This is a genomic window from Neobacillus sp. DY30, from assembly GCF_030123065.1.
In the GTDB taxonomy this organism is placed as follows: Bacteria; Bacillota; Bacilli; order Bacillales; family Cytobacillaceae; genus Neobacillus.
Genome location: NZ_CP126093.1, coordinates 5,327,218 through 5,346,688 on the forward strand (window position 1 = coordinate 5,327,218; position 19,471 = coordinate 5,346,688).

Sequence of the window (19,471 nt, forward strand, 5' to 3'; positions counted from 1 at the left end):
CCCCTCCGATTTACTCATTCAATTCTATTTTTTTAGCTCAGGCTGAAACAACTCCAGCGTCTCCCCATCTGGCCCCTTAAAGAAAATATACTTGCTTCCATTTGCCAAAATAGAAGTTTCATCCTGTGTAAAATGCACCTTCAACTTTTTAAGACGGTCAATCTCTACCTCAATATCGTCGACCGTAAAGGCAATATGATGAACCTTCCCTTCATCAGGAAACTTATTGTCCTTCCCACAAATAAGTTCAACAATAACCTGTCCACTAGCACGATCTCCCAAAAACGCCAACTCAGTCGTTTCATTCGCAGCAAACCGATCCAGCAAATCTAACCCCAACACATTCCCATAAAAATCAACAGAAACCTCCATATCACTCACCATCACACCAACATGCTCCAACTTCTTCACAGCCATAAAAAAACCTCCTTTATTATGGTGCCTGTCACCATTTATGCAAATTGTACCATTTATACACTGATTTATGTATGAAACCTCTTGTAAGCGTTCAAACTGTGGTTGAAAAAGGGGTTGGAATTATGCGAAGCTTGTTTATTTTTGTTTGGTGTACGGTCATTTTGATTTTTACTTGTACCTCCAGTTTTCATGATTTAATCCAACAGGGTGTACTGCGTTTTCGATGGGATGGAGATCCAACCTTTTCTGATTTCCTGTCACCACTGCCGTATGTTCTTAGTAAGGGATTCCTTTTGCAAAAACTTGGCCATATAGTAGTTTTTCAGGTTCTTACGATCCTGCTTTTAATGAAATTTCGATCTCATATGATAATCCTAGCGATGACTGCTTCCTTTGCTTCTCTAACCGAAATTCTACAACTATATTTCAGCCGTGGTGGAAGGGCTTTTGATATTGGATTTGATTTGATAGGTATTTTACTTACTTTAGCGATTGCAAACATTTTGAGGATAAAACATTCTAGTCGTATTGATTTAAATAATTAAAGGAATTTTACAGATTGAGACAGAATCTCATCTATAGGAATAGTCAGATGAATTATACAATTGAGGTGTACTTTAGTGGAGTGGAAAATTAACAACGTTCAAAAAGACCAAGTAGATCGATTCGAGATTGTTCAAGAGGATGTAACTCTGCCAAATCAAACAGATATGCATTTCTCTTATGTAAATTTCTCAAAGGGAGTTTGTATTTTGCCAATAACCGAGGACGGCAAGGTTATTTGTATTCGGCAATATAGGCATGCAGTAAAGGAATGGCAGTGGGAGCTGCCTGCAGGAGCGATTGACCGTGAAGACAAAGAACCTCTTTCCGCAGCCAAAAGAGAACTCCAAGAAGAAACAGGCTTTCAGGCAAAAAATTGGGTGGATTTAGGGAGTGTTTACCCCTCCCCAGGGTCAACGAGTGAGCAAATTTTTCTTTTCGCTGCAACCGACCTGATAAAAAAAGAGCAGCAGCTCGAAGCCACTGAACAAATAGAATTACATACAATCACAATGAACGAGTTAAATCAGCTTATACTAAGCGGTGAATTCAAACACGGAGCCGGACTCGCAGCGATCCTTCGATATCTCATAAAAAATGAACAGTAGAAAAAGGGATTTAGCACAGCACACATGCTAAATCCCTTTCTTGTTTAAACAAAACACCGTGGGTGACAGGCACCGACACTTAACTATTCTACCTTGCATAACAAATAAACGCCCTGCACTGTCCGCCTCAGGTGGACAGTGTCCACGAGTGGTGACAGGCACCAACCACCCACCACCAACCCACAACCGCCAACCTCCTCCCAACCACCAGAAATTATTTTATTTATTCTAACAATGATGTATTATAGTAATATTAAATTTTGAACGTATTGAGGGGGATGTAACGATGAGGTTGTCAGATGAGGAGTTGGAGGTTCTTTCGATTTTGGAGGAGAATCATAGGATTCCTGTGAAGGATATTGCGTTGATGGTGAATTCAAGTGTGGAGGATGTTACGGCGATTATTAAGAAGCTTGAGGATGAGAAGGTTATTGTGAGCTATCCTGCTTTGATTGATTGGAGCAAGGTGGTCGGCAAGGAAAATATCGTCGCGATGATTGATGTCAAGGTGACCCCGAAACGCGGAGTTGGCTTTGATGATGTCGCAGAAAGAATTTATCGTTTTCCTGAGGTTACTTCTTTATATCTCATGTCTGGTGCTTATGATTTATCGATTACGATTGAAGGAAAAACAATGAGTGAGATCGCTAGGTTTGTTTCGGAAAAGCTGTCAACGATCGATAATGTTATTTCCACCACCACTCATTTCATGTTAAAAAAATACAAGCATGATGGCGTCATCTTTGGCGAAAACAATGATCGCGATCGTCGAATGGTGGTTTCACCATGATGAAAGACCACCAACATTATTTAGCTGAAATGGTAAAGGAACTAAAGCCATCAGGAATCCGGAAGTTTTTTGACCTTGCTGCCTCTATCAAGGGAGTCATTTCTCTAGGTGTTGGGGAGCCAGACTTTATCACGCCATGGAGCATTCGGGAAGCAGCTATACTTTCTTTAGAAGAAGGCTACACTTCCTACACTGCGAACCCAGGCTTACTTGAATTAAGACAGGAAATTTCTTCTTATCTAGAGAAGCGATTTGACGTCCAGTATAATCCTGTCGACCAAGTAATTGTAACTGCAGGCGCCAGTCAAGCCATTGACTTGACCTTCCGCGCTATCCTAAATCCCGGGGATGAAGTACTTATCATTGAACCGGCTTTCGTTTCATATGCACCGTTAGTTACCTTGGCAGGTGGTAAGCCAATACCCGTTTCAACCCACCCTGATAATGGGTTCAAGCTGACACCGGAACAAATCGAAAGTGCTATCACTAGCAAAACGAAAGCAATCTTACTTTGTTCACCTAATAACCCAACGGGCACCTATTTAAACAAAGAAGAACTTACAAAAATTGCCCAGGTGGTAGAAAAACACGACATACTTGTCGTCTCCGATGAGATCTATGCAGAATTAACCTATGATGATGAATATACAAGCTTCGCTTCCATAGAGGGCATGTACGACCGAACCATTTTAATTAACGGCTTCTCCAAAGGATTTGCGATGACAGGCTGGCGTCTAGGTTTCTTAGCAGCTCCTCAGCTATTCGCGGAGCAAATGGTTAAAATTTTACAATATACAACGATGTGTGCACCACATATGCTACAGCACGGTGCCATCGAGGCTTTACGAAATACGTATCACGAAGTGGAAAGCATGAGAAGAAGTTATCGCAGGAGAAGAAATTACATCGTTCAATCGTTAAACAATATCGGGTTGGACTGTCACACTCCAGGCGGCGCATTCTATGTCTTCCCTTCGATTAAAAGTACAGGCATGACTTCTGAACAATTCGCAGAAGAGCTTTTACTAGCAGAAAAAGTAGCGGTTGTTCCCGGCAGTGCCTTTGGCGAGAGCGGCGAAGGCTACATCAGATGTTCTTATGCCACTTCGATGGAACAGCTCCAAGAAGCGATGCAGCGTATCAGCCGATTCATGGACTCGTTGAAAGTAAAACAAACACAAGAACAATATACAAATAACTAAACATCTGCAAAAACGCCAACCCTTATATGATTCAGGGCTTGGCGTTTTTGTCTTTATCTGGTGAGTTTTGTTAGTATCTGGGAAGCGCTATTTATGGTAAGATTCATTTATATGTCATGAAAAGGGGATAGAAATGAATCATCAAGAAAACTCCAGATCAATCGTTTTGCCGTTGATTATTTCAATTATTGCGATTTCATTTTCAGCAATCTTCGTAAAATGGTCTGATGCACCCGCATCGGTTTTAAGTATGTATCGCATGTTGCTCGCAAGTCTGCTAATGCTTCCTATTGTCTGGAAAAACCGCGAGGAATTCAAAAAAATAACTAGAAATGATTGGGTCTTTTTATTTTTTTCCGGCCTATTTTTAGCCTTACATTTTGTCCTTTGGTTCGGTTCGTTAAAATTAACCACTGTAGCTAGCTCGACCATAATACTTGCCCTGCAGCCGATTGTCTCTTTGATTGGCGGATACTTCTTTTTTAAGGAACGAACAACAAGTTCGGCATTGATGACAATGGGAATTGCCATCATCGGTGCGATGATGATTGGCTGGGGTGACTTTGCTTTAAGTCAGGAAGCCATCCTCGGAGACATTCTCTCCTTTTTAAGCGTAATTGCCGTCGTTGTTTATTTAATGATTGGTCAAAGCATTGTGAAAAAAGTGTCGCATTGGATTTATAGTTTTACTGTGTTTTTTATTGCCGCCATTGTTCTATCAATCTATAACCTTAGCACCTCAGTGGCTTTCAGCGGCTATCCGGCCAAGGAATGGGGGATTTTCCTCTTGCTTGCAACGGTTCCGACGATCAGTCACATCATCAATAACTGGCTCTTAAACTATGTCAATGCTACAACCATATCAATGAGTATACTAGGTGAACCTGTTGGTGCCACGATTTTGGCAGTTATTTTATTAAATGAACATCTTGCCAGCTGGCAAATTGCAGGTGGAATGCTCGTGCTTCTTGGTGTGTTTTTCTTTTTAACACAACAGCAAAAAAAGATTTATCTAAAAGCAGCCGTTAAGAGCGGGACTTGATATAAACCTCCATCCGGGGGTTTTTCTACTTTTACAGGCTGTTGTCCGTCGACAGCCCTTTCTTCTTCTCATAAAATAAAAAAAACATCATGATGGAGGAGATGAAATGTACAAAGTATTCGCCGGGTCTTTCAGGTCTAGGGAAAATGCACAGGAACGAGTAGCTTTCCTGCGTTCTAAAGGAATCCAATCCTTTATCGTATCTACCGTCATTTCTGGTGAAACTTGGTTCCGGGTACAAACAGGTGCCTTTTCAACGAGAGAGAATGCAGAAAATCGAGTAAATGAAATCAGGGTAAAGACAGGAATAAATGCTTTCATCGTAACAGAAAACGACACTGCCAGCCCGACTTCTAGCACAATTGCAAGTCCCCGCAGTATCGATCTCAATCCTTCCTCAATTTTAGGCCCTACCCAGCTCTCGGCTGAGCAAATGAACGCGTTTGCCAGATTGCTAAACCCTAGTGCACCCTTGTTAGGGGAATATTATAAATCCTTCGGGGAGTATTATGGCATTAGAGGTGATGTTGCCTTTGCACAAGCTATGCAGGAAACAGGCTATTTTCGGTTTACAGGAGATGTAAGGAGCAGTCAAAACAACTTTGCAGGCATTGGGGCGACAGGCGGTGCGGTCAGAGGAGCCAGTTTCAGTACACCCGAAGAAGGTGTACTTGCACATCTCCAGCACTTGTATGCTTATGCAACAACAGCAGCATTACCAAACCGATACCCACTGGTTGACCCCCGCTTTCACCTTGTAAATAGAGGATCTGCCCCAACATGGACCGCCTTGAACGGAAAATGGGCTGTACCAGGCACCACCTACGGTCAGTCAATCTTAAACATTTACCGAAGAATGGCCCAAGCATAAATAGATTTCAAAAGCCAGCCAACAGCCGGCTTTTTTTTGTCAAAAAATCACCATGATAAATGAGCCTTTTATCCTAAATTTTCTATTAATCTTGCAGCCATTCGTGATATGATAATAGCAAATTCTATAATTTGAGGAAAACGTATGAATAGATTAGGGCAAATCACTCTAGTGTTAATATCGGTTCTTTTTTCCAGTTTCCAAACGATTATGAACCATGACCGTTTTTTTGCGGTAGACTTTGTTATTTTTACAGCCATTGCATGGCTGGCAGGCTGGCAATATGACCGTGCGCGTTTCTTAGAAAAAAAAGCACGGGATAGTGAAGATAGCTATAGAAAATTAATTGATTCATTGCCAAGAGCTGTTATTATTCACCAAGATAATAAGGTGGTTTATGTCAATAAGGAAGCCATTACGATGGTTGGTGCAAATCGGAAAGAAGACGTTATTGGAACCTCTATTTACAATTATCTTTTTCCAGACTATAAGGAAAGACTTGATGAACGTCTGAAACAAGTTAAAAAGGAAGTACACCCCTTAAACAATATTGAATACAAATTTAAAAAATTAGATGGCTCTTCGTTTATATTTGAAGGCTCCTCCTTGTCCATTACATTTGGTGAAAAAGACGCGATCTTGTCTATTGGTAGAGATATAACAGAAAGAAAAGAACAGACGGAACAACTTCTGCAAAAATCTGAGAAGTTAGCCCTTCTCGGTCAAATGGCTGCAGGCATAGCCCATGAAATTCGCAATCCTCTTACCTCGATAAAAGGCTTCATACAATTATTCAAAACCGCTACACATAAGGAAGAATACTATGATATTGTTTTATCCGAGCTTGATCGAATCAATGACATCGTTGGAGAATTTCTCTTACTCGCTAAACCAACTGCCGCTGTTTTTACAGAAAAAGATGTGAAGTTATTAATTAAAGATGTCGTCACCTTAATTAATACGCAATCTATCTTAAACAATGTTCAAATTTTCGTAGAATTTGAATGCGACCTGCCTATGATAAGCTGTGAAGAAAACCAATTAAAACAGGTTTTCTTGAACCTGCTAAAAAACGCCATAGAAGCCATGCCTAGCGGCGGCAACATTGATGTTAGAGTAAAGGTAAAAGAAGAAGGGAAAATTTCCATCAAAATTATCGATCAGGGTATTGGGATTCCAAAGGACCGAATTCCAACTCTCGGTGAACCCTTTTATACGACAAAAGAAAAGGGAACCGGTCTCGGTCTTATGACGTGTTATAAAATTATAGAAAGTCATAATGGTCAACTTATCATTGATAGCACAGTAAATGAAGGAACAACAATCGAAGTTATCTTACCGACCATTACCCAGCGTGTTTTCAGTCTTACTTAAGAAACTCTCAAGATTATGAGGGTTTCTTTTATATATAGTAAAATAAATAAAAAGGAGGCGAAGATCTTTGCTGGACAGAGAAATTATATATTTAAGCAAGGGAGTGCCTAAAACTAAGATTTATAAAAATGAGGCTTACGAGTCCGGTATCTGGAAGGAACAATGTGAAGAACTCTTTGTGGGCTTTGATCAAATAAATGGCGATCAGGTCGCGAATCCAGAGTACCATGGCGGCTCAGAGCGAGTAGTCTGCGTATATCCCTTTGAACATTATGCACATTGGGAAAGTGTCTTCGGTAGTAAATTGGAACCCTCTGCATTCGGTGAAAATGTAACACCTATTGGCATGAAGGAAGCTGAGGTTTATATTGGAGATGTTTTTCAAATTGGAGAGGCTGTCCTGCAGGTATCTCAAGGCCGGTATCCCTGCTCCACTATCAATAAACGGAATTACAATAACCTTTTATTGAAAAGAATTGTTGAAACGGGATATACCGGTTATTTTTTCAGAGTGCTGGAAGAAGGAAAAATAACGGCAGATTCTCAGATAAAAAAGCTGATTTCACATCCTGCACAAATCACCGTTTCCTCCATCCATCAACTTTACTTTCATGATCCCTCTCCATCTATTGAATTGATAGATAAAATATTGGGTGTCGAGGAGCTTGCGGGGCAGTGGCGGGAATACCTCATGGAAAAAAAGGAGAAAATGGAGAAACTCCCAGGCTGAGCCTTGGGAGTTCTTTAGGTAAACAGCTTTAAAAATTGGCCATAACCTTCTTCTTCCAGTTTATCCTTCGGGACAAATCGGAGTGCTGCTGAGTTAATGCAGTACCTGGCACGGTCAGGACCAGGTCCATCGTCAAACACGTGTCCGAGATGGGAATCGGACGTTTTGCTTCGAACCTCAATCCGCCTCATTCCATGCGAAGTATCAAATCTTTCCTCGAGTTCATATCGCCTTAGCGGCTTTGTAAAGCTTGGCCATCCGCAGCCAGCATCATATTGGTCTAGTGAACTAAAAAGCGGCTCACCTGAAATAATATCTACATAAATTCCTTCAGCTTTGTTATTCCAATATTCATTTTTAAAAGGTGGCTCTGTGGCATTTTTCCTTGTGACTTCATATTGAAGTGGGGTTAATTCTTTTTTCAGCTCTTCATCACTTTTACGCTTTTTCCAGTTTTCACGTATGAATTTTGCCCGGCCTGAACCCTCACGATAGTGGTTATAGTGAAAAGGCATTTTTTTATAATAGTCCTGATGTTTTTCTTCTGCCCGATAAAAGGGACCAGCGGGCAGGATTGGCGTGACAATCGGCTTTTGGAAACGTCCGCTCGCAGTGAGCTCTGCCTTTGATTCTTCTGCCAACATCTTTTGTTCGTCTGTGTGATAAAAAATGGCGGTACGATACGATAAACCGCGATCATTAAATTGCCCGCCTGCATCCGTCGGGTCAATTTGCTGCCAGAAAATCTCCAGCAATTTTTTATAGGGGAATATCTCAGGATCAAAGGCAATTTGAACCGCTTCATAATGCCCCGTCGTATCTGAGCAAACCTCCTCATAAGTCGGGTTTTCTTTATGGCCGCCTGTATACCCCGAGATCACTTCCTTAATTCCAGGCTGCTCATCAAATGGTGATACCATGCACCAAAAACAACCACCTGCAAACGTTGCTAATTCAGTCATTTTGCCAGCTCCTTTATTCTATTTTCAATTGACAGAGTAGATTTTGCGGTTAGGGGGTGCTGCTGTCTTGTTATCCGCAACTAACTCCTGCTATCCGCCAGTCTTTCACCCACTACCCAGGATTGATATCCATTTAAGAAAATTTTAATCTTTCGTTTAGAAAATATTTAGTTTTGTAATGTAATCTTTTCTTAATGATTACGCTGCCATTAGGAGGTAACTTGATGAAACGAATTTGGATTGTTCTTGCCCTCTCATTACTATTATTAGCAGGATGTGCATCTAATACAGCTGACGCAAAAAGACCTGCGGACGGTGAAGGTTTGTATAAATTCGGGTGTTTATCCTGCCATGGTGAAAACTTAGAAGGATTAGCAGGCCCGCCAGTAACAAATATGAAAGCAAAGTATTCAGAAGAGGAACTGCTTAAATTACTAAACGACGGGGTCGGCATGATGCCCGGCGGACTCCTAACAGAAGAAGAAGCTAAAACCGTTACAAAATGGCTTTTAGAAAAATAACGGAAAAGGTTAGGAGACTCCTAACCTTTTTTCGATTACCGATTCACTAAATGTCTAGGTGTTTCTCCCAGAAGACCTTGTACTAAATTTTCTGCAGCCAGTGCTGCCATTTTTAGTCTAGTTTTCTGACTAGCACTGCCAATGTGCGGCAGGGCAACAACATTTTGAAGGCTTAGCAGAGGGTGGTCTGTCCTCACGGGCTCTTCTTCAAAAACATCGATGCCGGCGGCCCAAATGTCTCCATTTTTTAAAGCATGATAAAGAGCTTCTTCGTCGACGATTCCGCCGCGGGCGGTATTAATCAAGATAGCCGACTTTTTCATAAGTGATAACTCTTCTGCACCAATATAATTCTTTGTCTCCGGCGTGAAAGGCATTAACACGCAGACAAAGTCGGATTCACGAAGCAATTGATCTTTTTCTGCGAACTCAATCCCAAGCTGTGCCTCTGCTTCAGGCTTTCGTGTGCGGTTATGATAATAAACTTTCATATCAAATCCTCTTGCTCTTTTTGCGAGCGCTTCACCAATCCTCCCTAACCCGAAGATTCCTAGGGAAGCCCCATGAATATCTTTTCCGGTCAATTGCATCGGCGACCATGTTTTCCAATCACCAGCACGTAAGTAATCGGAGGCTTCTACCACTCTCCTGGCTGTTGCCATTAACAATGCAAAGGTTAAATCTGCAGTAGTCTCTGTTAATACTCCTGGTGTATTGGTTACCATAATCCCTTTTTCTGTCGCCGCAGCCACGTCGATATTGTTATAGCCAACCGCCATATTACTGACAACTTTCAATTTCGTTCCCAAATCTAACAGAGGTTTGTCGATATTCTCCGTTAATAAACAGTAAAGACCGTCGATATCCACAATCTCTTTTTCAAGGATTTCTCTAGGAACGGGTTCCTCTTCCTTTTCCCACATTTTCACTTCACAAACCTCTGCTAATCTTGTAACAATCTGATCCGGCAGCTTTCGCGTTATGTAGATTTTTGGTCTCAATTCTGTATTCCCCCTCTATCATTTCGAATAATTGGAAAAATAAATCACAATTAGCAGTATTTCCCACAATACAGACATTTTTCGACAACCTCCCACATTTCTAGATGGTAAAATAGTCTTACGTTTTCAAGTAAATGGGAATAATCTGATTTCTCGCGGGAGTGTCATAGATGGATTGGCTGGTTAGAAAAAAACTTTACATTTACTATACACTTTTTCATACACTAGGTTATTATCTCTGGCTTTATTTCTGGAGAAATACCGGCGCCGTTACAACAACTGGGGAGAATCTATTTTCTCTTACTGCTCCCCTCTCTTCATCTATTATTTTATTTTTCATTTATCGGAAAGTAAAAACGAAAGAAAATTACATATGGTTATTTTTTTCGCTAGGGTATTTTTTAAATTTTCTGGCTTTACTAGAAAATAGTAAAAAAGAAATTCTGTCCCTTGAATGGAATCATTTCCTTTTTATACTTCAGATAGTATGTTTTCTTACCGTCTTTATTTATAAAATTTTGCTAAAAAATGAGAACGTTCACCTTATAAAATTCATCTTTGATACCAGTATTATGATGATTACAGCTGTTACGTTAAGCTGGTATTTTATCATACGGAATCACCAAACGTATAATATTTTTATAGGATTGCCACTAGGGGATTTAATCCTATTTTTTGGTGCCATGATATTCTACTTAGGGTCTGAAAAATTATCCCCATTTCGAGTTGTAATACTATCAAGCTTGCTGCTTCAAGTGATTGCTGATTCTTCTTATTTAATTTTCACAATAAACAATATTCCTTTTATAGAAAGTCTATTTCATCCATTATGGACTCTTTCCCCTTTATTAATGGGGATTGCAGGGACACTCGCGGCGCAAAACGACGGTGTAACCTTCGAAAAGAAAAATAAGAGCCATTCTCTAAAAAATTCTATCACTCTAAGATTACTATTGCCTTATCTAAGTATAATCCTCTTGTTTATGACCATGATCTTTCAACATGATGATTCAAATAGTTTAATCATTGGCTCTGCGGCAGCCATTTTATTGCTACTATCACGGCACATTTTTGCCTCTCTAGAAAACCAAACATTGTTAATTAAGTACCATGAACTTACAGAGGAATTAGAGCAAAAAATTGGGGAAAGGACAGAGGAACTAAGCGCAAAAAACCAGCAGCTTCTTTCTGCAGCAAGGAAAATGAAATATATGGCCTACCATGATGTACTTAGCGGGCTTCCAAATAGAAGGATGTTTCTGGAACGGCTGAAAACAGCCATGGATGAGGCGAAACGAAATCATTTTAAGCTAGCCGTTATCTTTATTGATTTAGATCGTTTTAAAAATATTAATGATACACTGGGTCATGAATTTGGTGATTTATTGTTAAAGCATGTTACCAAAGAAATGGCTAAAAGCGTCCGCAAAATTGATACAATTTCCCGTCAAGGCGGTGATGAATTTACCGTTTTACTAAACCGGATTCGGGCGGTGGAAGATGTGATTCCTTTAGTGGAACGAATCCGAGCGGTAGTCGCAAAACCGATCATCATTCAAGGTCAGGAATTACACGTTTCAATGAGTATCGGGATTGCTTTTTACCCAAGTGATGGAAAAACCACTGAAGAGCTAATGAAGAATGCAGACATGGCCATGTATCGCGCCAAAGAAGAAGGCCGAGATAATTACAAATTTTATTCTATCGATATGAACAAAACGGTTTCTAGAATAATGGCACTTGAAAATGGGCTGCGTAAAGCGCTAAAAAATAATGAATTTGTATTAAATTATCAACCACAGGTGAGTTTACAGACAGGGGAAATTGTTGGAGTTGAAGCATTACTGCGGTGGAATACTGTCGAAGCTGGTATGGTATCTCCCATTCAATTTATACCGGTCGCTGAAGAGTCCGGGCTGATTATTCCTATAGGTGAATGGGTCTTGAATCATGCCTGTATGCAGGGAAAAGCATGGCATGATAGTGGACAAAGCCATTTAAAAGTCGCTGTAAACCTGTCTCCTGTCCAATTCCTTCACGAAAATTTGGTAGAGATGGTCATCAATGCTTTAAGAACAACTGGCTTTAATCCAAATTATTTAGAGTTAGAAATTACAGAAGGCGTGGCTTTTACCGATGCAGAAGCAGCGATTAAAAAAATGCAGGCACTGCGGGATTTGGGTGTAAGAATATCCATTGACGACTTTGGTACAGGATATTCTTCTTTAATGTATCTTAAAAGATTTCCTATTAACACCTTAAAAATTCCAAAGCCATTTAACCAAGATATTATGGCCGGTCAAAAAGACAAAGCACTAGTAGAGACAATGATCTACTTAGGTCATAGCCTCGGGCTTTCCGTTATTGCTGAAGGAATTGAGAGTAAAGAACAGCTGCTCTTCCTAAAAGAACACCATTGTGATATCGTCCAGGGTGACATATATAGTAAACCATTAACAGTCTTACAAATAAATGCCCTAATCGAAAACACAACACCCTCAAAAATCTCATAAATCACTAGAAAGGAACCTTCATAACTAGAGGGTTCCTTTTTGATGACTTATAATTGGTGACAGTTATGGATGACAATAAATTGGTGACAGGCACCGCTCGTGGACAGTGTCCACCCCATGTGGACACTGTCACTGGAGTATAAACTTTTGTTTTTAGCAAACACTATTTTTATCGTATGTTAAAAGGAGACTGGATTGTGGAGCATTATGAAATAACTAATTTGATTATTGATGATGATTTTGACAGTGAGGAATATGTGACGGCAGAGTTTATCCATCATGAAATGAACTATAGCATTACTTTTAAAAAGGCAGATTTGGAAATTATCAATGCCTGGGTTTTCAAGGATGGCACATCGCTGCCAGCTAATTTATCCGATGGTCTTATCGAATCCATTAGAGATGACATAAAAGAGAGAATGTAAATTATGGCTGATTGGGAGATCCAATCAGTTTTTTTATTGTTGATGTGACTTTTGCTGATATATTTCCTTTAACGCCGATTGACTTTAATTAACGCTGATAACGTCATCTATAACATAATATTAGCCTTTTAAATCTTGTAATGCTGATTAAAATCCGCTAACTTTGACTTAAATCATAAAAAAAATTGAAGCATTTCTGCTCCTCATTGCGTTATTTATCATGAATATCTATATAGGAGGATACGAAGCTGAAGAAGATACTAAAAAGATTTCTTATATTTCTACTCTTATTGTCTTTATTTATTTTCCTAAACAATAGCAATCTATTTGCAAAGGATCGTGAGGGTAACCCGCTGCTTCTTGCACACCGAGGGCTAGGACAAACCTTTAGTATGGAAGGTATCCAAGGCGATACCTGTACTGCTGAGCGAATTTTCAAACCTGAACATTCATTCTTAGAAAATACAATCCCTTCGATGGAGGCGGCATTTAAGAACGGTGCAGATGTTGTTGAATTAGACATTAAGCCTACAAAAGACGGGCAATTTGCTGTTTTTCATGACTGGACACTGGAGTGCCGGACCAATGCTGAAGGAACCACGAAGGAATATACGATGGAAGAATTAAAACAGTTAGATATCGGTTATGGCTATACGGGTAATAATGGAAAAACATATCCTTTTCGTGGTAAGGGTGTTGGTCTCATGCCCTCTCTGAACGAAGTATTAGAACATTTTCCTGATAATTCTTTTTTGATCCATATCAAAAGCGATGCCCCCGAAGAAGGCAAACAACTGGCTGAATTGCTATCTAAGCTGCCGGCAAAACGCTTAGCCCAGATGACCGTCTACGGCGGTGATCAGCCCATTGCAACGATTAAAGAAGAAATCCCTGAACTTCGCGTCATGTCAAAAGCGACGTTAAAAAGCTGTCTTCTTCCTTATATTGCAGTCGGCTGGACCGGTTATATCCCTTCCGCTTGCGAGAAAACACAATTGCATATACCAGAAAAAATTGCTCCATGGTTATGGGGCTGGTCGGAAAAGTTCTTAAACCGAATGGACAGTGTCGATACGCGGGTCATTGTAGTTGCCGGTGATGGCAGCTGGTCGGAGGGCTATGATACTCCGGAGGATTTAAAAAGACTTCCTGCTAATTATAGCGGCGGGATCTGGACGAATCGGGTTGATCGAATCTCATCCCATACAAAATAAAGGTGGACTCCATCAGTCCACCTTCTTTTCTAGTTATATCATTTGCTTGATTAGTTCCTTATTACGCTTTTTAAAAGCCTCATGATGGGAAGAAACCATCGCGACTTTTGCCGCGTCAGGCTGTATGAACTGCTTCGCTTTATTTACGGCATTGGCTGCATCCTGAAACGCACCGGCAATTAAATTGATTTTCCCCTCGTACATTAAAATATCTCCAGCAGCATAAAGACCCTCAATGGAGGATTCGCTTGTTGCGTTTCCGGCAATATAGTAATTATCTACTCGATCAATACTCAATTCACTATTTTCTAAAAGTGTTGCGTCCTGTTCATACCCATGACTAATGACCACTTCATCTACTGCTAAATATGATACCTCACCTGTCTCGTGGTTTGTTAATTCCACGGTGGCGATTTCATCACGGTCGCCGTTGGCAATTAACTTGGTGATCGAAGATTGAAAGAAACATTCCACAGAGCTTTCAAGAAGCTTTGTGGAATGTGCTTCTTGGCCATGTCCTCCCAATTCTTCTTTTCGATAGGTTAAATAGACTTTTTTCGCAATTGATTCCAATTCATTTGCCCAGTCAACAGCAGAATTCCCGCCGCCCGATATAATGACGGTTTTATCCTTAAATTGCGCAAAGGATTTAACAGTGTAATGTAAATTAGACACTTCAAATCTTTCTGCACCCTCTATGTTCAGTTTTTGTGGATTCAATATACCACTGCCAATGGCCACAATCACTGCTTTTGAAAAATGCTTTTGTCCGGAAGATCCTTGTAGAACAAAGATACCTTCTTCATTACGCGCAATCGACTCTACTTTTTCATTCAATACCACGGTTGGACTAAAGGTTAACGCCTGTTCAACAAGCTGTTCCATTAATTTAGCTCCTGTAATAGGTGTTAAACCGCCGACATCCCAGATCATTTTTTCTGGATAGACATGAATCTTTCCGCCTAAAGCCGGCTGGTATTCAATGACCTTTGTCTTCATTTCTCGGAGTCCGCTATAAAAAGTAGAATAAAGTCCTGCAGGTCCCCCGCCAATTACCGTCACATCAAACAAATCTTGTTGTTCCATTTCCGTCCACTCCCTAACCAACTGTAATTGATTATCATTATCAATAAGATTACTGGATTTCCCCTCGATTTACAATAGATATTTTTTGAAAATTCTGCGGCAACAAAATTTGTCGATTTTTTGACGTAGAAGGAACGCTATTCTATAAGCAATGGCGACCGTTTTCATTAAACACTATGCAACACTTAAAAACTGTTCACAAATTTGTAATTGACAATCATTATCACTCACATTTATAGTTAGGTCATAACAAAACTGATAATCATTATCAACTATTAACTTGTAATTGAAAAAAGGAGGATTACAATGGTTCGCCTTTCTACTGATGATTTAAGCATTGGCTATGGTGAACGTTTAATTGTCAAAAGTCTAAGCATCGAAATTCCAGATAGGAAGATCACTACTATCATCGGACCGAACGGCTGTGGAAAATCGACATTATTGAAAGCAATTACACGTATCATTTCCCACCAATCAGGATCCATCCTTTTAGATGGTAAAGATATTTCAAAAGTAAATACAAAGATTCTTGCAAAACAAATGGCAATTCTTCCGCAGACACCAGAAAGTGCTAGCGGATTAACGGTTGGCGAGCTTGTGTCCTATGGCCGCTTCCCTTATCAAAAAGGCTTTGGCCGCCTAACAATAAAAGATTATGAAGTGATTGACTGGGCCTTTGAAGTAACAGGAACCATCGATTTTAAGTTCCGGCCTGTTGATGCCCTATCCGGCGGACAGCGCCAGCGCGTGTGGATTGCGATGGCACTGGCACAAGAAACGGAAATTATTTTCCTGGATGAACCTACTACCTATCTGGATATGGCCCATCAATTAGAAGTGTTAGAGCTTCTGCAAAAATTAAATCATGAGCAACAGCGGACAATTGTCATGGTCCTTCATGATTTAAACCAAGCTGCCCGCTTTGCTGATCATATTATCGCCTTAAAAGACGGTGAAATCGTAAAAGCTGGAAGTTGTGAAGAAGTCATCAGTCACAAAGTACTGCGGAAGGTATTCAATATTGATGCTGTTATCGGCCATGACCCTCGAACAAAAAAACCAATGTGCGTAACGTACAACTTACTAAAAGGAGAAACCAAACATGAAAAAACTACTACTGCCCTTTATCCTGCTCGCAGCGTTAATTATTAGTGCATGCGGCACTGATACTACAAAAGAAGAGAACACAGCAGCACCAAAAGAAAAAGAATCTGAAACCATCACCTACCAATCAGAAAATGGACCGATTGAAGTACCTGCAGACCCACAGCGCGTTATATTACTTTCCGGCTTCACTGGTAATGTCATCAGTTTAGGCGTAAATGTCGTCGGTGTTGATGTTTGGTCAAAGAACAACCCAACATTTGAAAAAGAAATGAAAGACGTCGCAGAAGTTTCCGATGAAGACTTAGAAAAAATCATTGAATTAGAACCAGACTTAATCATTGGTTTGTCCAACATTAAAAACGTAGATAAGTTAAGTGAAATTGCCCCTACTGTAACTTATACATGGGGAAAAGTTGATTATTTAACACAGCACATTGAAATCGGAAAACTATTAAATAAAGAAAAAGAAGCTCAAGCTTGGGTAGACAACTTCAAGAAAGAAGCTGAAAGTGCCGGCGAAGAAATACGTGCCAAAATTGGTGAGGACGCAACTGTATCCGTTATGGAAAGCTACGGCAAGGACCTTTATGTTTTCGGAAGCAACTGGGCACGCGGAACAGAAATCCTTTATCAAGCGATGAAACTAAAAATGCCTGAAAAAGTGAAAGAAGTGGCAGAATCATCAGGCTACTTTACGTTATCTGCAGAAGTAATTCCTGAGTATGCAGGAGATTATGTAATCTTAAGTAAATACTCTGACGCTGATACGTCTTTCCAAGAAACAGAAACGTACAAAAATATTCCTGCTGTTAAAAACAACCGCGTTTTTGAAATGAATGGTGAAGGTGCTTCTTTCAGTGATCCAATCACACTTGAAAAGCAATTAGAATTCATTAAGAAATCATTTTTAGGCAATTAATATTAGAAGAGGAATTCTTATACAGGATTCCTCTTCACCCTATTCTATGAAAGAAAAGATGAGAGAGTTATGATGAAAGAAAACCGACGTTCCATTCCTTTTAGCTATAAACTAATAATCGGACTGCTTGTGTTTGCGGCGATGTTTGTCCTTTCCATGATTATGGGAGCAGCAGATATTTCTCTTCAAGATGTATGGAAGACCCTATTTTCTAATGCGAACGGCGAAAAAATTTCAATCATTCGTGAAATACGTCTGCCTCGTGAAATCGCTGCCATCGTTGTGGGTGCTGCCCTTTCGGTTGCCGGAGCAATTATGCAGGGAATTACCAGGAATCCACTCGCAGACCCAGGGTTACTTGGTTTAACAGCGGGAGCAAATGCTGCATTAGCATTCATAATCGCCTTTATCCCTTCAGCCAATTATTTCAGTATTACGATTGCCTGCTTTATTGGGGCAGCGGCAGGAACAACCATGGTATTCGGCATTGGTGCGATGAGAAAAGGCGGCTTTTCTCCATTAAGAATTGTCTTAGCTGGAGCCGCTGTTTCTGCATTCCTTTATGCAATTGCAGAAGGAATAGGTATCTATTTTAAAGTATCAAAAAATGTCTCAATGTGGACGGCTGGAGGTATGGTTGGCACTACATGGGGGCAGCTCCAAATTATTATCCCCTTCATCCTAGTTGGGTTACTAGTATCTTTCTTTTTATCAAGGCAGCTTACAATTCTTAGTTTAAGTGAAGAAGTGGCAGTTGGATTAGGTCAAAAAACAACACAAATAAAGGTAATTCTTTTTATCGCCATTATTTTATTAGCAGGGGCTTCTGTTGCACTTGTAGGAAACATGGCATTCATCGGTTTAATGGTCCCACATGTTGTCCGCGCGATAGTTGGGACAGATTATCGTTTTATTCTTCCTATGACGGCTATTTCTGGAGCTACGTTTATGCTTTTTGCCGATACCCTTGGCCGGACAATTAACGCTCCCTTTGAAACACCTGTAGCTGCGATTGTGGCTACATTGGGTTTACCTTTCTTCCTTGTGATTGTCCGTAAAGGAGGTAAGGCATTCTCATGATCCAACCTTCACTAATTAGAAAACAACGTATCATTTTCATTAGTTTAATTGCATTAATTATCCTTACGCTCGTAGTTGGAATGGGGTTAGGTCCTGCCTCACTTTCTTACGACAGGCTGATCCCTGCCCTTATTGGCCAAGGTACGTTTAAAGAGGAATTTGTGTTATTTTCTGTTCGATTGCCGCGGATCATCATCACCCTCTTAGCTGGTATGGCACTAGCTTTATCAGGGGCTATTTTACAAGGCATCACGCGTAATGATTTAGCTGACCCTGGGATTATTGGGATTAACTCTGGAGCGGGTGTTGCTGTCACGGTTTTCTTTTTGTTTTTCCCGATAGAGGCAGGTTCGTTTGTCTACATGCTCCCACTTGTTGCTTTTCTCGGAGCATTGCTGACTGCTGTACTAATCTATCTATTCGCATACAGCAAAACAGAAGGAATGCAGCCTGTTCGGCTGGTGTTAATCGGAGTTGGTTTTTCGATGGCACTTTCCGGAGCCATGATTGTCCTGATCTCCTCTGCTGAACGGGTAAAGGTCGACTTTATCGCTAAATGGTTAGCCGGGAATATTTGGGGAACCGATTGGCCATTTATTTGGGCACTCCTCCCTTGGCTGGTCGTACTGCTTCCTTTTACTTTATACAAAGCAAACCGCTTAAACCTTCTCAGCCTGAGTGAACCAGTGGCCATTGGGGTCGGTGTTTCAATCGAAAAAGAACGGATTGTCTTACTCATTACCGCTGTCGCCCTTGCAGCATCTGCTGTTTCCGTTACTGGTGGAATTACCTTTATCGGCTTAATGGCGCCGCATATGGCAAAAGCATTAGTAGGACCGCGAAATCAGTTATTTATTCCAATCGCCATTCTAATTGGCGGCTGGCTGCTCGTATTTGCAGACACTTTGGGACGGAATATCATGGAATCTGCAGGCGTCCCTGCCGGTATTATGGTTGCACTAATTGGAGCACCCTACTTTATTTATCTTTTATTGAAAAAATAAGGCGTTATCCTTGGAAAAGGATACGCCTGTTTTTTGTTTTGGCTTTGTTAAAGACTGATGTT

Annotated in this window: 20 protein-coding genes; 16 read left to right on the forward strand and 4 right to left on the reverse strand. The window is 40.5% G+C overall.

The genetic code is table 11. The features are described 5' to 3' along the window. Positions 1-24 precede the first annotated feature (24 nt). Complete coding sequence (locus tag QNH29_RS26360; RefSeq protein ID WP_283862222.1) at positions 25-417, reverse strand: VOC family protein; 393 nt, start codon at positions 415-417, stop codon at positions 25-27. 71 nt (positions 418-488) lie between these two features. On the opposite strand from QNH29_RS26360, the gene QNH29_RS26365 reads away from it, so the two are divergent. From QNH29_RS26365 to QNH29_RS26400, 8 genes are all read left to right on the forward strand, one after another. Next, the gene (locus QNH29_RS26365) at positions 489-962 is read left to right on the forward strand and encodes a VanZ family protein (protein WP_283862223.1); all 474 of its coding nucleotides are present in this window, start codon (positions 489-491) and stop codon (positions 960-962) included. Between the two features lie 75 nt (positions 963-1,037). Next, positions 1,038-1,568, forward strand: coding sequence for an NUDIX hydrolase (locus QNH29_RS26370; RefSeq protein ID WP_283862224.1), 531 nt, complete (start codon positions 1,038-1,040; stop codon positions 1,566-1,568). Positions 1,569-1,854: 286 nt separating this feature from the next. Further along, positions 1,855-2,358 (forward strand): Lrp/AsnC family transcriptional regulator, encoded by a 504-nt coding sequence (locus QNH29_RS26375; protein ID WP_283862225.1) that lies wholly within the window; start codon positions 1,855-1,857, stop codon positions 2,356-2,358. Beyond that, entirely contained in the window at positions 2,358-3,560 is a 1,203-nt protein-coding gene (locus tag QNH29_RS26380) for an aminotransferase (protein WP_283865750.1), read from the forward strand. The genes QNH29_RS26375 and QNH29_RS26380 overlap by 1 nt, the downstream gene beginning before the upstream one ends. 133 nt (positions 3,561-3,693) lie before the next feature. Then, positions 3,694-4,602 carry a DMT family transporter gene (locus tag QNH29_RS26385; RefSeq protein WP_283862226.1) on the forward strand — a complete coding sequence of 303 codons (909 nt, stop codon included), beginning with the start codon at positions 3,694-3,696 and terminating at the stop codon, positions 4,600-4,602. Positions 4,603-4,708: 106 nt separating this feature from the next. Next, positions 4,709-5,473: an SPOR domain-containing protein gene (locus tag QNH29_RS26390; RefSeq protein ID WP_283862227.1), complete on the forward strand. Its 765-nt coding sequence runs from the start codon at positions 4,709-4,711 to the stop codon at positions 5,471-5,473. 144 nt (positions 5,474-5,617) lie between these two features. Next, a complete protein-coding gene (locus tag QNH29_RS26395) occupies positions 5,618-6,847 on the forward strand; it encodes an ATP-binding protein (protein WP_283862228.1) in 1,230 nt (409 codons plus the stop codon). Between the two features lie 67 nt (positions 6,848-6,914). Further along, complete coding sequence (locus QNH29_RS26400; RefSeq protein ID WP_349654874.1) at positions 6,915-7,577, forward strand: MOSC domain-containing protein; 663 nt, start codon at positions 6,915-6,917, stop codon at positions 7,575-7,577. A gap of 14 nt (positions 7,578-7,591) precedes the next feature. On the opposite strand, the gene msrA is transcribed toward QNH29_RS26400, so the two are convergent. Then, complete coding sequence (gene msrA, locus QNH29_RS26405) at positions 7,592-8,539, reverse strand: peptide-methionine (S)-S-oxide reductase MsrA (RefSeq protein ID WP_283862229.1); 948 nt, start codon at positions 8,537-8,539, stop codon at positions 7,592-7,594. A 224-nt stretch (positions 8,540-8,763) separates the two neighbouring features. Here msrA and QNH29_RS26410 point away from each other — a divergent pair, with 224 nt between their 5' ends. Continuing rightward, on the forward strand, positions 8,764-9,060 hold the full coding sequence (locus QNH29_RS26410) for a c-type cytochrome (RefSeq protein WP_283862230.1): 297 nt from the start codon (positions 8,764-8,766) through the stop codon (positions 9,058-9,060). A gap of 35 nt (positions 9,061-9,095) precedes the next feature. On the opposite strand, the gene QNH29_RS26415 is transcribed toward QNH29_RS26410, so the two are convergent. After that, positions 9,096-10,061: a 2-hydroxyacid dehydrogenase gene (locus QNH29_RS26415; protein WP_283862231.1), complete on the reverse strand. Its 966-nt coding sequence runs from the start codon at positions 10,059-10,061 to the stop codon at positions 9,096-9,098. Between the two features lie 572 nt (positions 10,062-10,633). Between QNH29_RS26415 and QNH29_RS26420 the strand changes: the two genes are divergently transcribed. From QNH29_RS26420 to QNH29_RS26430, 3 genes are all read left to right on the forward strand, one after another. Beyond that, a complete protein-coding gene (locus tag QNH29_RS26420) occupies positions 10,634-12,574 on the forward strand; it encodes an EAL domain-containing protein (RefSeq protein ID WP_283862232.1) in 1,941 nt (646 codons plus the stop codon). A gap of 197 nt (positions 12,575-12,771) precedes the next feature. Further along, positions 12,772-12,999, forward strand: coding sequence for a hypothetical protein (locus QNH29_RS26425; RefSeq protein ID WP_283862233.1), 228 nt, complete (start codon positions 12,772-12,774; stop codon positions 12,997-12,999). 290 nt (positions 13,000-13,289) lie between these two features. Continuing rightward, positions 13,290-14,213 carry a glycerophosphodiester phosphodiesterase family protein gene (locus tag QNH29_RS26430; protein ID WP_283862234.1) on the forward strand — a complete coding sequence of 308 codons (924 nt, stop codon included), beginning with the start codon at positions 13,290-13,292 and terminating at the stop codon, positions 14,211-14,213. A gap of 33 nt (positions 14,214-14,246) precedes the next feature. Here the strand turns inward: QNH29_RS26430 and QNH29_RS26435 are convergent, their stop codons facing one another. Then, a complete protein-coding gene (locus QNH29_RS26435; protein WP_283862235.1) occupies positions 14,247-15,299 on the reverse strand; it encodes an NAD(P)/FAD-dependent oxidoreductase in 1,053 nt (350 codons plus the stop codon). A gap of 306 nt (positions 15,300-15,605) precedes the next feature. On the opposite strand from QNH29_RS26435, the gene QNH29_RS26440 reads away from it, so the two are divergent. From QNH29_RS26440 to QNH29_RS26455, 4 genes are all read left to right on the forward strand, one after another. Continuing rightward, a complete protein-coding gene (locus tag QNH29_RS26440) occupies positions 15,606-16,451 on the forward strand; it encodes an ABC transporter ATP-binding protein (RefSeq protein ID WP_283862236.1) in 846 nt (281 codons plus the stop codon). Next, positions 16,402-17,325, forward strand: coding sequence for an iron-hydroxamate ABC transporter substrate-binding protein (locus tag QNH29_RS26445; RefSeq protein ID WP_283862237.1), 924 nt, complete (start codon positions 16,402-16,404; stop codon positions 17,323-17,325). The genes QNH29_RS26440 and QNH29_RS26445 overlap by 50 nt, the downstream gene beginning before the upstream one ends. A 69-nt stretch (positions 17,326-17,394) precedes the next feature. Further along, entirely contained in the window at positions 17,395-18,405 is a 1,011-nt protein-coding gene (locus QNH29_RS26450) for a FecCD family ABC transporter permease (protein WP_283862238.1), read from the forward strand. Next, complete coding sequence (locus QNH29_RS26455) at positions 18,402-19,409, forward strand: FecCD family ABC transporter permease (protein ID WP_283862239.1); 1,008 nt, start codon at positions 18,402-18,404, stop codon at positions 19,407-19,409. The genes QNH29_RS26450 and QNH29_RS26455 overlap by 4 nt, the downstream gene beginning before the upstream one ends. The last annotated feature ends 62 nt before the right edge of the window (positions 19,410-19,471 follow it).

Excerpts from the sequence above, each read along its gene's own strand:
- QNH29_RS26360 (WP_283862222.1), bottom strand. The coding sequence starts at position 417 with ATGGCTGTGAAGAAGTTGGAGCATGTTGGTGTGATGGTGAGTGATATG.
- QNH29_RS26365 (WP_283862223.1), top strand. The coding sequence starts at position 489 with ATGAAACCTCTTGTAAGCGTTCAAACTGTGGTTGAAAAAGGGGTTGGA.
- QNH29_RS26375 (WP_283862225.1), top strand. The coding sequence starts at position 1,855 with ATGAGGTTGTCAGATGAGGAGTTGGAGGTTCTTTCGATTTTGGAGGAG.
- QNH29_RS26380 (WP_283865750.1), top strand. The coding sequence starts at position 2,358 with ATGAAAGACCACCAACATTATTTAGCTGAAATGGTAAAGGAACTAAAG.
- QNH29_RS26385 (WP_283862226.1), top strand. The coding sequence starts at position 3,694 with ATGAATCATCAAGAAAACTCCAGATCAATCGTTTTGCCGTTGATTATT.
- QNH29_RS26390 (WP_283862227.1), top strand. The coding sequence starts at position 4,709 with ATGTACAAAGTATTCGCCGGGTCTTTCAGGTCTAGGGAAAATGCACAG.
- QNH29_RS26395 (WP_283862228.1), top strand. The coding sequence starts at position 5,618 with ATGAATAGATTAGGGCAAATCACTCTAGTGTTAATATCGGTTCTTTTT.
- msrA (WP_283862229.1), bottom strand. The coding sequence starts at position 8,539 with ATGACTGAATTAGCAACGTTTGCAGGTGGTTGTTTTTGGTGCATGGTA.
- QNH29_RS26410 (WP_283862230.1), top strand. The coding sequence starts at position 8,764 with ATGAAACGAATTTGGATTGTTCTTGCCCTCTCATTACTATTATTAGCA.
- QNH29_RS26420 (WP_283862232.1), top strand. The coding sequence starts at position 10,634 with ATGATGATTACAGCTGTTACGTTAAGCTGGTATTTTATCATACGGAAT.
- QNH29_RS26435 (WP_283862235.1), bottom strand. The coding sequence starts at position 15,299 with ATGGAACAACAAGATTTGTTTGATGTGACGGTAATTGGCGGGGGACCT.
- QNH29_RS26440 (WP_283862236.1), top strand. The coding sequence starts at position 15,606 with ATGGTTCGCCTTTCTACTGATGATTTAAGCATTGGCTATGGTGAACGT.
- QNH29_RS26445 (WP_283862237.1), top strand. The coding sequence starts at position 16,402 with ATGAAAAAACTACTACTGCCCTTTATCCTGCTCGCAGCGTTAATTATT.
- QNH29_RS26450 (WP_283862238.1), top strand. The coding sequence starts at position 17,395 with ATGATGAAAGAAAACCGACGTTCCATTCCTTTTAGCTATAAACTAATA.
- QNH29_RS26455 (WP_283862239.1), top strand. The coding sequence starts at position 18,402 with ATGATCCAACCTTCACTAATTAGAAAACAACGTATCATTTTCATTAGT.